Origin of the sequence: Streptococcus sp. 2741, from assembly GCF_013276315.1 — a bacterium.
GTDB classification, from domain to species: domain Bacteria; phylum Bacillota; class Bacilli; order Lactobacillales; family Streptococcaceae; genus Streptococcus; species Streptococcus pseudopneumoniae.
This window is the reverse complement of sequence record NZ_VMKU01000017.1, coordinates 34,884-49,162: the sequence shown is the minus strand read 5'-3', so window position 1 is coordinate 49,162 and position 14,279 is coordinate 34,884. Positions and strand designations below refer to the sequence as shown.

The 14,279-nt window shown below is 38.7% G+C and carries 16 protein-coding genes; 11 read left to right on the top strand and 5 right to left on the bottom strand.

All coding sequences use genetic code 11. The features are described 5' to 3' along the window. Positions 1-155 precede the first annotated feature (155 nt). The 11 genes from HT671_RS02370 (at position 156) to HT671_RS02320 (ending at position 7,714) form a co-directional block, all read left to right on the top strand. Entirely contained in the window at positions 156-794 is a 639-nt protein-coding gene (locus HT671_RS02370) for an adenylate kinase (RefSeq protein ID WP_001050436.1), read from the top strand. A 116-nt stretch (positions 795-910) separates the two neighbouring features. Next, positions 911-1,129: a translation initiation factor IF-1 gene (infA, locus tag HT671_RS02365; RefSeq protein ID WP_001029883.1), complete on the top strand. Its 219-nt coding sequence runs from the start codon at positions 911-913 to the stop codon at positions 1,127-1,129. 24 nt (positions 1,130-1,153) lie between these two features. Continuing rightward, the gene (gene rpmJ, locus HT671_RS02360; RefSeq protein WP_001808836.1) at positions 1,154-1,270 is read left to right on the top strand and encodes a 50S ribosomal protein L36; all 117 of its coding nucleotides are present in this window, start codon (positions 1,154-1,156) and stop codon (positions 1,268-1,270) included. Between the two features lie 17 nt (positions 1,271-1,287). Beyond that, positions 1,288-1,653, top strand: coding sequence for a 30S ribosomal protein S13 (rpsM, locus tag HT671_RS02355; RefSeq protein WP_000090781.1), 366 nt, complete (start codon positions 1,288-1,290; stop codon positions 1,651-1,653). A 17-nt stretch (positions 1,654-1,670) separates the two neighbouring features. Next, a complete protein-coding gene (rpsK, locus tag HT671_RS02350; RefSeq protein WP_001118385.1) occupies positions 1,671-2,054 on the top strand; it encodes a 30S ribosomal protein S11 in 384 nt (127 codons plus the stop codon). A gap of 42 nt (positions 2,055-2,096) precedes the next feature. Then, positions 2,097-3,032 carry a DNA-directed RNA polymerase subunit alpha gene (locus HT671_RS02345; protein WP_000568988.1) on the top strand — a complete coding sequence of 312 codons (936 nt, stop codon included), beginning with the start codon at positions 2,097-2,099 and terminating at the stop codon, positions 3,030-3,032. 11 nt (positions 3,033-3,043) lie between these two features. Beyond that, a complete protein-coding gene (gene rplQ, locus HT671_RS02340) occupies positions 3,044-3,430 on the top strand; it encodes a 50S ribosomal protein L17 (RefSeq protein WP_000331493.1) in 387 nt (128 codons plus the stop codon). 264 nt (positions 3,431-3,694) lie between these two features. Further along, positions 3,695-3,961, top strand: coding sequence for an ACT domain-containing protein (locus HT671_RS02335; protein WP_000644124.1), 267 nt, complete (start codon positions 3,695-3,697; stop codon positions 3,959-3,961). A gap of 9 nt (positions 3,962-3,970) precedes the next feature. After that, entirely contained in the window at positions 3,971-5,308 is a 1,338-nt protein-coding gene (locus HT671_RS02330; RefSeq protein WP_119919657.1) for a PFL family protein, read from the top strand. Positions 5,309-5,325: 17 nt separating this feature from the next. Next, on the top strand, positions 5,326-6,789 hold the full coding sequence (locus HT671_RS02325) for an N-acetylmuramoyl-L-alanine amidase family protein (RefSeq protein WP_119919658.1): 1,464 nt from the start codon (positions 5,326-5,328) through the stop codon (positions 6,787-6,789). A 232-nt stretch (positions 6,790-7,021) separates the two neighbouring features. Continuing rightward, positions 7,022-7,714, top strand: coding sequence for a histidine phosphatase family protein (locus tag HT671_RS02320; RefSeq protein ID WP_000241534.1), 693 nt, complete (start codon positions 7,022-7,024; stop codon positions 7,712-7,714). Positions 7,715-7,936: 222 nt separating this feature from the next. Here the strand turns inward: HT671_RS02320 and HT671_RS02315 are convergent, their stop codons facing one another. From HT671_RS02315 to HT671_RS02295, 5 genes are all read right to left on the bottom strand, one after another. Continuing rightward, positions 7,937-9,595: an iron ABC transporter permease gene (locus HT671_RS02315; RefSeq protein WP_000440015.1), complete on the bottom strand. Its 1,659-nt coding sequence runs from the start codon at positions 9,593-9,595 to the stop codon at positions 7,937-7,939. Further along, a complete protein-coding gene (locus HT671_RS02310) occupies positions 9,585-10,676 on the bottom strand; it encodes an ABC transporter ATP-binding protein (RefSeq protein ID WP_101514792.1) in 1,092 nt (363 codons plus the stop codon). Before HT671_RS02310 ends, HT671_RS02315 begins: the two co-directional genes overlap by 11 nt. A 12-nt stretch (positions 10,677-10,688) precedes the next feature. After that, a complete protein-coding gene (locus tag HT671_RS02305; RefSeq protein ID WP_000731166.1) occupies positions 10,689-11,735 on the bottom strand; it encodes an ABC transporter substrate-binding protein in 1,047 nt (348 codons plus the stop codon). Between the two features lie 111 nt (positions 11,736-11,846). Continuing rightward, positions 11,847-12,620 carry a response regulator gene (locus tag HT671_RS02300; protein ID WP_000475415.1) on the bottom strand — a complete coding sequence of 258 codons (774 nt, stop codon included), beginning with the start codon at positions 12,618-12,620 and terminating at the stop codon, positions 11,847-11,849. Then, positions 12,613-14,262, bottom strand: coding sequence for a histidine kinase (locus HT671_RS02295; protein ID WP_000019712.1), 1,650 nt, complete (start codon positions 14,260-14,262; stop codon positions 12,613-12,615). The genes HT671_RS02300 and HT671_RS02295 overlap by 8 nt, the downstream gene beginning before the upstream one ends. Positions 14,263-14,279: the final 17 nt, after the last annotated feature.

The window sequence follows — 14,279 nt, the reverse complement described above, 5'->3', positions numbered from 1 at the left end:
GATTTTCATTGAGTATGAAGCAGTAAATGCTGAGGGAGTGGAGGTTTAAACTCTGACATTTGTAAGAGTTGGATCTCCCCTCTTCTATTTTGTTTTTAAATAGGGGTGAAAAGACTTTTTGCTTCTATTTAAAAATAAAATAAGGAGATCAAATCATGAATCTTTTGATTATGGGCTTACCTGGTGCAGGTAAGGGAACTCAAGCAGCAAAAATCGTAGAACAATTCCATGTTGCACATATCTCAACAGGTGATATGTTCCGCGCTGCAATGGCAAATCAAACTGAAATGGGTGTTCTTGCTAAGTCATATATTGACAAGGGTGAATTAGTTCCTGATGAAGTTACAAATGGAATCGTAAAAGAACGTCTTTCACAAGATGATATTAAAGAAACAGGATTCTTGTTGGATGGTTACCCACGTACAATCGAACAAGCTCATGCCTTGGACAAAACATTGGCTGAACTTGGCATTGAACTAGAAGGCGTCATCAATATTGAAGTGAATCCAGATAGCCTCTTGGAACGTTTGAGTGGTCGTATCATCCACCGCGTAACTGGAGAAACTTTCCACAAGGTCTTTAACCCACCAGTTGACTATAAAGAAGAAGATTACTACCAACGTGAAGATGATAAACCTGAGACAGTAAAACGTCGATTGGACGTTAATATTGCTCAAGGAGAACCAATCATTGCTCACTACCGTGCCAAAGGTTTGGTTCATGACATCGAAGGTAATCAAGATATCAATGATGTCTTCTCAGATATCGAAAAAGTATTGACAAATTTGAAATAAAGCGCTTTTCACACTTGCAAAAATCCGCTACAAATGTTATACTGAGATAGTCTGACTTATAATTGTTGTCTCTGTGTCTAGAGGCATCGAATCGAAATTTATGGAGGTGCTTTTGCGTGGCAAAAGACGATGTGATTGAAGTTGAAGGCAAAGTAGTTGATACAATGCCGAATGCAATGTTTACGGTTGAACTTGAAAATGGACATCAGATTTTAGCAACAGTTTCTGGTAAAATTCGTAAAAACTATATTCGTATTTTAGCGGGAGATCGTGTTACTGTCGAAATGAGTCCATATGACTTGACACGTGGACGTATCACTTACCGCTTTAAATAATCGAAAAACTTGGAGGGATAAGAAATGAAAGTAAGACCATCGGTCAAACCAATTTGCGAATACTGTAAAGTTATTCGTCGTAATGGTCGTGTTATGGTAATTTGCCCAGCAAATCCAAAACACAAACAACGTCAAGGATAAGATAGAAAGGAGAAAACATGGCTCGTATTGCTGGAGTTGACATTCCAAATGACAAACGCGTAGTAATCTCATTGACTTATGTTTATGGTATCGGACTTGCAACATCTAAGAAAATTTTGGCTGCTGCTGGAATCTCAGAAGATGTTCGTGTACGTGATCTTACATCAGATCAAGAAGATGCTATCCGTCGTGAAGTGGATGCAATCAAAGTTGAAGGTGACCTTCGTCGTGAAGTAAACTTGAACATCAAACGTTTGATGGAAATCGGTTCATACCGTGGTATCCGTCATCGTCGTGGACTTCCTGTCCGTGGACAAAACACTAAAAACAACGCTCGCACTCGTAAAGGTAAAGCTGTTGCGATTGCTGGTAAGAAAAAATAATATAGGAGGTAAAAGTCTTGGCTAAACCAACACGTAAACGTCGTGTGAAAAAGAATATCGAATCTGGTATTGCTCATATTCACGCTACATTTAATAACACTATTGTTATGATTACTGATGTGCATGGTAATGCAATTGCTTGGTCATCAGCTGGTGCTCTTGGTTTCAAAGGTTCTCGTAAATCTACACCATTCGCTGCTCAAATGGCTTCTGAAGCTGCTGCTAAATCTGCACAAGAACACGGTCTTAAATCAGTTGAAGTTACTGTAAAAGGTCCAGGTTCTGGTCGTGAGTCAGCTATTCGTGCGCTTGCTGCCGCTGGTCTTGAAGTAACAGCAATTCGTGATGTGACTCCAGTGCCACACAATGGTGCTCGTCCTCCAAAACGTCGCCGTGTATAATCATCGCATTACACTGCTTTTCGTTTAAGAGGGAGTAACTAAATGATCGAGTTTGAAAAACCAAATATAACAAAAATTGATGAAAATAAAGATTATGGCAAGTTTGTAATCGAACCACTTGAACGTGGCTACGGTACAACTCTTGGTAACTCTCTTCGTCGTGTACTTCTAGCTTCTCTACCAGGAGCAGCTGTGACATCTATCAATATTGATGGTGTGTTACATGAGTTTGACACAGTTCCAGGTGTTCGTGAAGACGTGATGCAAATCATTCTGAACATTAAAGGAATTGCAGTGAAATCGTACGTTGAAGACGAAAAAATCATCGAACTAGATGTTGAAGGTCCTGCTGAAGTAACAGCTGGTGACATTTTGACAGATAGCGATATTGAAATTGTAAATCCAGATCATTATCTCTTTACAATCGGTGAAGGTTCTTCCCTAAAAGCGACTATGACTGTTAACAGTGGTCGTGGATATGTACCTGCTGATGAAAATAAAAAAGATAATGCACCAGTTGGAACACTTGCTGTAGATTCTATTTATACACCAGTTACAAAAGTCAACTATCAAGTGGAACCTGCTCGTGTAGGTAGCAATGATGGATTTGACAAACTAACCCTTGAAATCTTGACAAATGGAACAATTATTCCGGAAGATGCTTTAGGGCTTTCAGCACGTATTTTGACAGAACATCTTGATTTGTTTACAAATCTTACTGAGATTGCTAAGTCAACTGAAGTGATGAAAGAAGCTGATACTGAATCTGACGACCGTATTTTGGATCGTACGATTGAGGAACTGGACTTGTCTGTGCGTTCATACAACTGTTTGAAACGTGCCGGTATCAATACTGTGCATGATTTGACAGAAAAATCTGAAGCAGAGATGATGAAAGTACGAAATCTTGGACGCAAGAGTTTGGAAGAAGTGAAACTCAAACTCATTGATTTGGGTCTTGGATTAAAAGATAAATAAAGGAGGAATACATGGCTTACCGTAAACTAGGACGCACTAGCTCACAACGTAAAGCAATGCTTCGCGATTTGACAACTGACCTTTTGATCAACGAATCAATCGTGACAACTGAAGCTCGTGCTAAAGAAATCCGTAAAACTGTTGAAAAAATGATTACTCTAGGTAAACGTGGTGATTTGCATGCACGTCGTCAAGCAGCTGCTTTCGTACGTAATGAAATCGCATCTGAAAACTATGATGAAGCAACTGACAAGTACACTTCTACTACAGCACTTCAAAAATTGTTCTCAGAAATCGCACCTCGTTATGCTGAACGTAACGGTGGATACACTCGTATCCTTAAAACTGAACCACGTCGTGGTGATGCAGCGCCAATGGCGATCATCGAATTAGTATAAAATCATCAATTTTGTTGAGTGTTATGATGATGGAGTCTTGTGCTCTTAGTCTAGCTCTGGTCTACCGCTAGGATTTCGGTCCTAGCGGGAACACTCATCATAAGTTGGGATAGTAGACGCTTGTTTACGAAATTGTTTTTTTCTTAAGAACAACTTCGTAAGCAGGCGTTTTTGAGTATTTAAGTTGGAATTATGCTATACTATTTAAGAAGAAATCTGCTGAATGTTCAGGTTTCCTATTAAAAGAAGAATTGGAGTTTACTTATGAAAGCCATTATAACTGTTGTTGGTAAAGATAAATCTGGAATTGTGGCAGGTGTTTCTGGTAAAATTGCAGAATTGGGTTTGAATATTGATGATATCTCTCAAACTGTCTTGGATGAATATTTCACGATGATGGCTGTCGTCTCTAGCGATGAAAAGCAAGATTTTACCTATCTTCGTAATGAATTTGAAGCTTTTGGGCAAACTTTGAATGTGAAAATCAATATTCAGAGTGCAGCGATTTTCGAAGCTATGTATAATATCTAGGAGGTGCACATGGATATTAGACAAGTTACTGAAACTATCGCCATGATTGAGGAGCAAAATTTCGATATCAGAACCATTACCATGGGGATTTCCCTTTTGGACTGTATTGATCCAGATATCAATCGTGCTGCGGAGAAAATTTATCAAAAGATTACGACCAAGGCAGCTAATTTAGTGGCTGTTGGGGATGAAATTGCAGCTGAGTTGGGAATTCCTATCGTAAATAAGCGTGTATCGGTGACTCCTATTTCTCTGATAGGGGCAGCGACAGATGCGACGGACTACGTGGTTCTGGCAAAAGCGCTTGATAAGGCTGCGAAAGAAATCGGTGTGGATTTTATTGGTGGTTTCTCTGCCTTGGTACAAAAAGGTTATCAAAAGGGGGATGAGATTCTCATCGATTCTATTCCTCGTGCTTTGGCTGAAACGGACAAGGTCTGCTCGTCAGTCAATATCGGCTCAACCAAGTCTGGTATCAATATGACGGCTGTGGCGGATATGGGACGAGTTATCAAGGAAACGGCTAATCTATCAGATATGGGAGCGGCCAAGTTGGTTGTGTTCGCTAATGCTGTTGAGGACAATCCATTTATGGCTGGTGCCTTCCATGGTGTTGGGGAAGCAGATGTTATCATCAATGTCGGCGTTTCCGGTCCTGGCGTGGTCAAGCGTGCCTTGGAAAAAGTTCGTGGACAGAGCTTTGATGTAGTAGCCGAAACAGTTAAGAAAACTGCCTTTAAAATCACTCGTATCGGTCAATTGGTTGGTCAGATGGCTAGTGAGAGACTGGGTGTGGAGTTTGGTATTGTGGACTTGAGTTTGGCCCCAACTCCTGCGGTTGGAGATTCTGTAGCACGTGTCCTTGAGGAAATGGGACTAGAGACAGTTGGTACGCACGGAACGACGGCTGCCTTGGCTCTCTTGAATGACCAAGTTAAGAAGGGCGGAGTGATGGCCTGCAACCAAGTCGGTGGTTTGTCTGGTGCCTTTATCCCCGTTTCTGAGGATGAAGGAATGATTGCTGCAGTGCAAAATGGCTCTCTTAATTTGGAAAAACTAGAAGCTATGACAGCTATCTGTTCTGTTGGTTTGGATATGATTGCCATCCCAGAAGATACACCTGCTGAAACCATTGCGGCTATGATTGCAGATGAAGCTGCAATTGGTGTCATTAACATGAAAACAACAGCTGTTCGTATCATTCCAAAAGGAAAAGAAGGCGATATGATTGAATTTGGTGGCCTATTAGGTACTGCACCTGTTATGAAGGTTAATGGGGCTTCGTCTGTTGATTTCATCTCTCGTGGAGGACAAATCCCAGCACCAATTCATAGTTTTAAAAATTAAGAAAATAGGAGAAATTGATGAAAAAAGAAATGAAACATGCTTTAGTAGCTTTAGGACTGTCGACTTTACTAGTCCGAACTTTTGCCAGTCAAGTAGTTTTTGCGCAGGAAAATGATACGAATTCAAGAAATGAAAGTCTATATAAAACACAAGCAGATTTAGAGAATGTAGCTAGAAATTATTCTGAACAAGTGAAGAAAAAATTATTGGAAGAAATTGATGGCATTGATTGGAATACTGTACAATTTAAAGATGATGATGTCTTAAAACTCAAGACTGTCGTAGTTAAAAGATTAGCTGAGGTTACAGAGGAAAATATAAATAGATTTTCAAAAAATGGTTACTATTATTCGTTTGAATTCGAAGAAATTGTCAATAGAATAAAAAGTGATGTGCCTAACTTTTTAGGATATGTTTTTGATATAGCTAGAATAAAAAAATATGACTTACTACTTCAGCAAGTAGAAAAAGATAGTAACTTATACTCATCTGAAGAAAAGGAAAAAATAATTAGCGATTTAAAAATGTTTTACGGACCATTAACAGGCTGGTCGATACCTCGGGATCGTAATTATTTTGGTGATTACGATCCAGAAAATAATACTAATTTAACATTAAAAGATTATGTTCAAAATTTATCAACTTTTTATAAAAATGTTGATAAATCGAGTCCTAGTTTAATTCCTACGGAAAAAAATATCAGAGAAATTAATGCTGTTGCTTTCATGGAGAAGACAGCCATTAGTAATGATGATACACTTTCAAAAGCAGATAAAGTTTCTATGTTTAGTAAGATTGATGATATAGTTGAAGAGGGGATACACAAAATCAGGAAAGAAGCAGGTCTTGTATATAAGGAAGAGACTGTAAGACACATGTTATCCCCTGAAGAGTTATCTGTCTTTACTAAGCGTATCGAAGATGTTTACCAAGGAAAAGCTAAGCCTAAGGTGACAAAAGAAGAGGCTATTCAAGCAGTTTCTACTGGAACTTCATCCTCAGTTTCAACTTCATCTCAAGCTATTATTACCTCTAATGGAGAGACTAAGAAAAATCATCAAGCAAGTAAGTGGTTTAAAGAGTCTGGCAAATGGTACTATAATGACCTTTCTGGCAATCTTGTAAGAAACAGTTGGGTAGGCCGTTATTATCTAAAATCAGATGCTTCAATGGCTGCAAGTGAATGGATTTATGATGAAGACTATAAGAGCTGGTTTTATGTAGATTCAACTGGTAGTTATGTGGAGAAAGCTTGGCAGGGAGAATACTACCTAAAACGTGGCGGTTACATGGCTAAGAGTGAGTGGGTATTTGATTCTCAGTATGATAGTTGGTATTATCTGAACCAAGATGGTAAGTACGCTCGTAATCAATGGATTAAAGACGGAGATAAGTGGTATTACTTGTTAGCTGATGGGAAATTGGCAAAAAATATGACCATTAACGGCTATAAAGTAAATGAAAAAGGTGAATGGGTATAATTTTTTAAGCTCTATTTAAGGTTAGCTGTGTATACTATAATCATTAAATAAAGACCTCCTAATATTATTTGAAACAGATAATACTGATTTAGTTTGAATTTGATTTTCATCTAATATCTTTATTTAATAGAACTCCTAAACTTTTTCATAATAATCTCCTGCAAAAGTCACCTGTCTGGGTGGCTTTTGTTTTATCATCCATGATATAATAGAAGCAAACGGAGGACGGAAAATGGTAAAAGTACGATTGTATTTGGTACGTCATGGCAAGACCATGTTTAACACGATTGGTCGCGCGCAAGGTTGGAGTGATACTCCCTTAACAGCTGAAGGTGAGCTAGGAATTCAAGAATTAGGAATCGGTTTGCGAGAATCTGGTCTACAGTTTGAGCGCGCTTATTCCAGTGATTCTGGTCGCACCATTCAGACTATGGGAATTATACTTGAGGAGCTTGGACTGCAAGGGAAAATCCCTTATCGCATGGACAAGCGTATCAGAGAATGGTGTTTTGGTAGCTTTGATGGAGCCTACGATGGCGATCTTTTCATGGGCATTATTCCTCGTATCTTTAATGTGGACCACGTTCACCAATTATCTTATGCGGAACTGGCTGAGGGCTTGGTAGAGGTTGATACAGCTGGTTGGGCTGAAGGATGGGAAAAACTCAGTGGTCGAATCAAGGAAGGTTTTGAAGCGATTGCCAAAGAAATGGAAGAACAAGGCGGGGGCAACGCCCTTGTCGTCAGCCATGGAATGACCATTGGAACCATTGTTTATCTGATCAATGGTATGCATCCGCATGGCCTCGATAATGGTAGCGTGACGATCCTTGAATATGAGAACGGCCAGTTTAGCGTAGAGGTTGTTGGTGACTGTAGTTACCGAGAGCTAGGATGGGAGAAGATGGAAGCGACCTCTATTTAATACTCTTCGAAAATCTCTTCAAACCGCGTCAACGTCGTCTTGTCGTAGATATGGTTACTGACNNTTTGAGCAACCTGCGGCTAGTTTCCTAGTTTGCTCTTTGATTTTCATTGAGTATAATCAGTCTAGACTTGCTTGCTATGAACTAGGGATTTGATAGGAATATCAAGATAAGAAAAAACAGCCGAGGGTAATCCTTTCGGCTGTTTTTGATGGGGGAAACTAAAGTGTAATGCTGTTGCTTTTAGAGATTTTCATAAACAAGAGCAAGGAACCTACTGTTAGAATAGTCAAGATAGTTGACAAGGCTGCGGCTACACCGTAATTCCCTCTGAGAACCTCTGTATAAATGGCTACAGTCATTGTTCTTGTTTTGACATTGTAGAGGAGGATAGAAGTAGAGAGTTCTGAAATCATTGTGACCCAAGATAAGATGGCTCCAGAAATAATACCAGATAGCATCATTGGAGTTGTAATCTTGGCAAAGGTATTGAGACGACTACTTCCTAAGCTTTCCGCGGCTTCTTCAATACTTGGTGCTATTTGTTGCAAACTAGCAACAGATGAGCGAATAGTATAAGGTAATCTTCTGACAGATAGGGACATAATCAAGATGAAAGCAGTTCCTGTAATCATAAGAAATCCACTTCCAAATAGGCCAGTATTGAAGGAAGAAATGAAGGCAATCCCTAGAACGGTTCCTGGTACAATATAAGGGACCATACTGAGGCTGTCAATTAAGTTTGTAAATAAATTCCGTTTTCTAACGGCTAGGTAGGAGATAAATGTTGCAAATAGGACAACTAGAACTAAGGCAATCAAAGGGATACGAATAGTATTGAAAATAGCAGATCCCATACGATTGAAAGCTACCTTGTAACTGTTTAGAGAATAGCCTTTGACAAATACCATACCTGATGTTTTTAGGAAAGAAGTATAAATCAAGTAGACTTGAGGTAGAACAGAGAACAAGATAATTCCGTAGACTGTTGCATAAATGGCAACCATTTTTCCTTTTGTGGTTTTTTTAGGCTCAATTGGATGGAGCGAATTCATACTGAAACTGTAGCGGTTTGAAATGTATTTTTGGATAAGGAAGATTGCCAAGGCAATGATAATCGCCATAATTGCTAAAGCAGATGCAAAAGCAGAATTTCCTCCAACCTCGCTAATAAATTGAGTATAAATCAAGACGGGGAAAGTCCGATATCCTTCACCAATCAACATAGGCGTTCCAAAGTCTGAGAATGCTCTCATAAATACAAGTAGGGCAGCAGCTAGTAAGGTTGGAACTAGGAGAGGCAAAACAACCGTTACGATACGCTTAAATCCGAAGGAACCCATGCTTTCAGCAGCTTCAAGTAGAGAATTGTCAATACTTTTCATTGTCCCAGCAACGTATAGAAATACCAGTGGGAATAGTTGCAGTGTAAAGACAAGTACAATTCCTTTGAATCCATAAATATCGATAGCTGGAAGATGAAGGGTATTTGTCAGGAATTTAGTAATGACCCCATTTCGTCCCAGCAAGAGAATCCAGGAGTAGGCTCCCACGAAAGGAGCTGACATGGAAGCAATGATAATCAATATTTGTAGAAATTTCTTTCCCTTGAAGTCATACATAGAGAAGAGATAAGCTAATAGGGTTCCTACAACTAAGGAAGTGACAGTAGCGGTAATGGAAACCTTGAAACTGTTGACGAGTGTCTCAGAGTAGTAGGCTTTACTAAAGAAAGTGACAAAATTAGCTAGTGAGAATTGTCCTTCATGTATGAGTGCTTGCTTGAGCACGGTAACGATAGGATAAACGAGAAAGACAAGATAAGTAAGAAAGATGAAGAAAGAGGAGGCTGTCCAAATATTTAGTTTTTTACGTTCCATGGTTGACTCCTTTTATCAGGTTTTGTGAACCATCTGCAGAAAAGACGTTTAATTTTTGAGTATTGATTCGTAGACGAATACGATCGCCTTTTTGTATATCTTCTTCAAAAGTTGATTCTTCGCTAACTTGAATTTTTGAGGCAAATCCTGTTTCGATGAAGTATTCAGTATTCAGTCCAAGATAGACGCTATCGCTAATAGTGCCTTCAATATCTCCAGATTCATCTTTGATAAACTCTTCAGGACGAATACTTACATGAATAGCTTGTGCTTCAGCCTGATCAAGGGCTGGCATTCGAAGAGCATAGCCATCTGAAAAGACGATATAAGCGCCGTCGCTCCGTTTTTCAAGATTGGCAGGGATGATATTTGTGCGTCCGATAAAGGTTGCTACAAACTCATTAGCTGGTTTATGATAGAGTTCTTTTGGCCGACCGATTTGTTGGATGACTCCGTCTTTCATAACAGCAATTTGATCTGAAATAGCCATGGCTTCTTCTTGGTCGTGGGTTACATAGACGGTTGTAATTCCCACTTCGTGTTGGATTTCTCGAATGGCTTGACGCATATCCAAGCGAAGTTTGGCATCTAGGTTACTAAGTGGCTCGTCCATGAGGAGAACACTTGGATTAACAGCTAAGGCGCGTGCCAAGGCGACACGTTGTTGTTGTCCACCACTGAGTTTATCGGGCTTCCGATCCGCATATTGAGCAATTTGCATGAGTTCAAGATACTTGTTGGTCTGTTGAATCAATTCTTCTTTTGGAACCTTCTTTTGCTTGAGACCAAAAGCGACATTATCTCGGACAGTCAAATGTGGGAAAATAGCGTAGTTTTGGAAAACCATCCCGATATTGCGTTTGCTGGGTTCCATATTATTGATTTTTGTATCATCGAAGTAAAATTCTCCACCTTCGATACTGTTGAAACCTGCAATCATACGAAGAAGGGTCGTTTTCCCACACCCTGAAGGCCCAAGAAGGGTAAAGAGACTTCCTTTTGGAATTGTAATGTTCAAATTCTCAATAACAGGGACATCGTGGTAGATTTTTTTGGCGTTAATAATTCTGATCTCACTCATAGTGAACCTCTTTTACTGTTTAGATTGGATATCTGTAAAGACTTCGTTGTATTTCTTAACGATATCTGATTTATTTTTGATGACATAATCATAATCTTCAGTGAGTGTTTTGATTTTGTCAATTGGTTTCATGTTTTCGCTTGTTTTGGCATTTTTACGAACAGGACGGTTAGTAGTGGTTGTACCAAGTGTATCTTGTACTTCTTGAGAGATAATAAAATCGATAAATTTCTTGGCATTTTCCATATTTTTCGCTTTTTTAACGATAGCAGCACTAGCAGGTAGGAAGACGGTTCCTTCTTTTGGATAGACTACCTTGATATTAGCTCCGTCATTTAAGAGTTTAACTGCTGGATCTTCATAAGAGAGACCAACAGCCATTTCTCCGTCAGCGACTGCTTTATAGACACCAGATGAGCTTGAACCGATTTTCCCATCAATAAGTGTGAAGAGATCTTTTACATAAGACCAAGCCTTATCGTCTTTGTAACCACCTTGAGCTTGTAGCATATTTGTTAATTGAGCAAAGGCGCTAGAAGAGTTTGCTGGGTCAGCAGTTGCAATTTTTCCTTTTAGTTCAGGTTTGAGAAGGTCGCTATATCCTTCGATGTTCATGCCTTTCGTTAAATCAGGATTGACGATTAAAACACTACCATCTAGTGTATAAGGAGTAGAGTAGCCAGTTGTGTTTTGATATTCTTTGATAACATTATCATTTTCTTTTGAAGTATAGTTTTCAAAGAGTTCTCCGTGGGTAGCATATTGTGTATAAGAACCACCAAAGATGACATCAGCTACAGGAGCTTCTTTTTCTGACTCCAGTTTTTTGAAAAGTTCTCCAGTACCAGCTTGAATCAGTTCTACTTTGATACCATATTTTTCTTCAAAGGCAGGAATAGTTGCTCCGATTAAGCCCTCTGAGTTTGGTGAATAAACGACTAGCGAACCGCCGTCTCCTTTATCAGATGAACCGCCATCGGCAGATTCATTAGAAGAACAAGCAGCAAGACCAAAAAGGGCTAGTCCGCAAGCAGCATAATACATCCATTTCTTTTTCATGATGGATACCTCCGTTGTGTTATTTAAGTTTATTTTAAAACAATATAAGCGTTTTTAAAACCGACAATTCTATTCTATTAGAGTAAAATTCTCTACAAAAAGAAGAATAGCTTATTTTACTATTCTTCCGAGTGATTTCAATTCCTTTGGGGAAATATGGAGATACTTTTTAAATACTTTGGCAAAATATTTATAGTCTGAAAATCCAACTTGATCAGAGATGTCGCTTAGAGGGGAGTTGGGAGATTCAGCCATCTTATCTATAGCTTGTTTCAGACGATATTGTAAGATATATTCATTTAGAGTCATGGGGAAGTCTTCTTTGATAACTTTATATAGATAGCTTTCGCTATAGTTTAAAGCTTCAGCAATAGTCGCAATCGTAAAATGCTCTGCATAATGCTTGTGGACAAAGGAAATAATTTGTTGAATGATTTGGTTTTGTGTATCAACCTGTTGGATAGAGGTGAGTAAAGTTTGATATTCTTCTAAAAAAGGAGTTTCTTGATAGGTACTACCTTGTAATCGCAAAACAATGTTTTGAAGACATTCTGTCAATTCCTTGGTATCAATTGGCTTGGATAAGAAATCAACTGCTCCGTATTGCATGGCTTTTTTGGCATTTTGAAAATCGTTATAACCTGATAAGATAACTTTTTCATAGGAAAGGGTACGAGTGGCTTCGAACATCATAAAAGCATCCATAATTGGCATGGTGATGTCTGTTAAGACAATATGAGGTTCTTTTTCTTGGATGAGTTTCATTCCCTCTTGACCGTGACTGGCAGTTCCTACGACTTGGATACCTACGGCAGAGTAGTCTACGGCAATCTCTAGCCATTTTCGGATGAGGTGTTCGTCTTCTACGATAATGAGCTTAAACATGAGTTAGTCCTTTCGTTATAAATTTGACCCAAGTTTCTCCTTGGCGATTGACTCCTAAATCTAGCTGGACATCAGAAAAGAAATTGCTCAATCGTTTGTAGCTGTTCACGATGCCATGCTGGGTATGAGGGCTTTCTAAAGAGTCTAAAATAGCGAGTCGCTCTTGTTTTGTGAGCCCTCCGGCATTATCCTTGATTAAAAAAGTCAGAGAATCTGCTTCCAAGGTAATTTGGATATCAATATGAAGATCAATACGGTATTGCATCCCATATTTTATAGCATTTTCTACTAGAGGAAGTAAGAAAAGTTTAGGGATAGGCTGATTATCGACAGTTTCTGGACAGACAATATCATAAGAAAAGTGCTCAAAACGAATCTTATGAATCATAAGGTAATCCTCTATAATCTTTAAATCCTGACAAATGGTTGTTTCTTTTTCTAAATCCGTGATACTGTAGCGAAGAATGCGCGTGAGATTTTGAATTAGGTCTTGTGTGAGGGCGGCATCCATTAAAGAAGTGATTTTAATCGTCTCAAGTGTATTGTAGAGAAAATGAGGATTGAACTGAGCTTCCAGCATTTTTCTTTCAAAAATCCATTTTTCTTTTTCTATGGTCAACATTTTTTGATGAAGTTGATCTAATTCGTACAACATATTGTTGATTTTTTCTGCCATAAACTCAAACTCATCACCTGTTTGTAGAGAAAGCCTTTTTTCTGCTTGTTTAGGAATTTCTTGAAGTTGGTAAACCAAACTTTCAATAGGAACAGCATTGTGTGTGGCAATCTTATGAGCAATTCGTCTTGCTTGCCAGAAGTAGAGGAAGAATATACACAAGGTGAGAATGGAGGCTAGACCAAGTAAGCTAGGAATGGGAAAGAAGGATTGAAAAGTATAGATTGAAAAAATAGCACCGACTTTTTCTTTTTGAACAATAAGCGGTTCATTCGCATACCAGTGGGTGCGAGAGTGTAGGAGTTTTTCATCCAATTTTTCAAGAGTGGAGCGAGTAAACTGATTTGTATTGTTGGAAAACATATTTCCAAAGCTATCGGTAATGATGTATTTGGAATTGATCATTGGGAAGCTTGAGATGAAATCATTCTCATTTACGAAAGCAATAGTATAGGCCTTAACTCGTTGGTTTTGAAGTAGTGGTTTGATAAAGAGTGTGTAATGTTGCTTATCTGAAGAGAGTGCAATTTTTTCTGTCACTTTTTCTTGAGAAGGATTTTGAATGAGCAGTTTTAGATAGTAGGGTGATAAAATACTTTCTTGATGATTTCGATTGGTACTAAATAGTAATTCACCTGTATCGTTTAGAATAATGAGGTCAGAACTAAGCTTCAATCTAGCTTTTGTCTCGTAAAATAAGCTAAAGACTTCTCTCTCTGTGTGTTTGCCGTCCAAAAATTCAGGAATCATTTTATGGTTCATAGTAGTCAGGAGCTCATTATTTGCTTCTTTCATTTCTTGAACCTGTTTGACAATCTGTCTCGTATCTTTGGAGAGTTGCTGCTTTTGTAAAAAATAGGAAAAACCAAAAAGTAAAATGAGTAGTAAAAGAGAGGTCACAAAGGCTGCGATAGAGCTTCTATGGAGAATTTCTTTTTGGAGCGATTTTTTAAAGGAATGAGACATCTGCTACCTCCTTGGAA

Coding starts and splice junctions, on each gene's coding strand:
- HT671_RS02370 (WP_001050436.1), top strand. CDS start 156: ATGAATCTTTTGATTATGGGCTTACCTGGTGCAGGTAAGGGAACTCAA.
- rpmJ (WP_001808836.1), top strand. CDS start 1,154: ATGAAAGTAAGACCATCGGTCAAACCAATTTGCGAATACTGTAAAGTT.
- rpsM (WP_000090781.1), top strand. CDS start 1,288: ATGGCTCGTATTGCTGGAGTTGACATTCCAAATGACAAACGCGTAGTA.
- HT671_RS02345 (WP_000568988.1), top strand. CDS start 2,097: ATGATCGAGTTTGAAAAACCAAATATAACAAAAATTGATGAAAATAAA.
- rplQ (WP_000331493.1), top strand. CDS start 3,044: ATGGCTTACCGTAAACTAGGACGCACTAGCTCACAACGTAAAGCAATG.
- HT671_RS02335 (WP_000644124.1), top strand. CDS start 3,695: ATGAAAGCCATTATAACTGTTGTTGGTAAAGATAAATCTGGAATTGTG.
- HT671_RS02330 (WP_119919657.1), top strand. CDS start 3,971: ATGGATATTAGACAAGTTACTGAAACTATCGCCATGATTGAGGAGCAA.
- HT671_RS02325 (WP_119919658.1), top strand. CDS start 5,326: ATGAAAAAAGAAATGAAACATGCTTTAGTAGCTTTAGGACTGTCGACT.
- HT671_RS02320 (WP_000241534.1), top strand. CDS start 7,022: ATGGTAAAAGTACGATTGTATTTGGTACGTCATGGCAAGACCATGTTT.
- HT671_RS02315 (WP_000440015.1), bottom strand. CDS start 9,595: ATGGAACGTAAAAAACTAAATATTTGGACAGCCTCCTCTTTCTTCATC.
- HT671_RS02310 (WP_101514792.1), bottom strand. CDS start 10,676: ATGAGTGAGATCAGAATTATTAACGCCAAAAAAATCTACCACGATGTC.
- HT671_RS02305 (WP_000731166.1), bottom strand. CDS start 11,735: ATGAAAAAGAAATGGATGTATTATGCTGCTTGCGGACTAGCCCTTTTT.
- HT671_RS02300 (WP_000475415.1), bottom strand. CDS start 12,620: ATGTTTAAGCTCATTATCGTAGAAGACGAACACCTCATCCGAAAATGG.
- HT671_RS02295 (WP_000019712.1), bottom strand. CDS start 14,262: ATGTCTCATTCCTTTAAAAAATCGCTCCAAAAAGAAATTCTCCATAGA.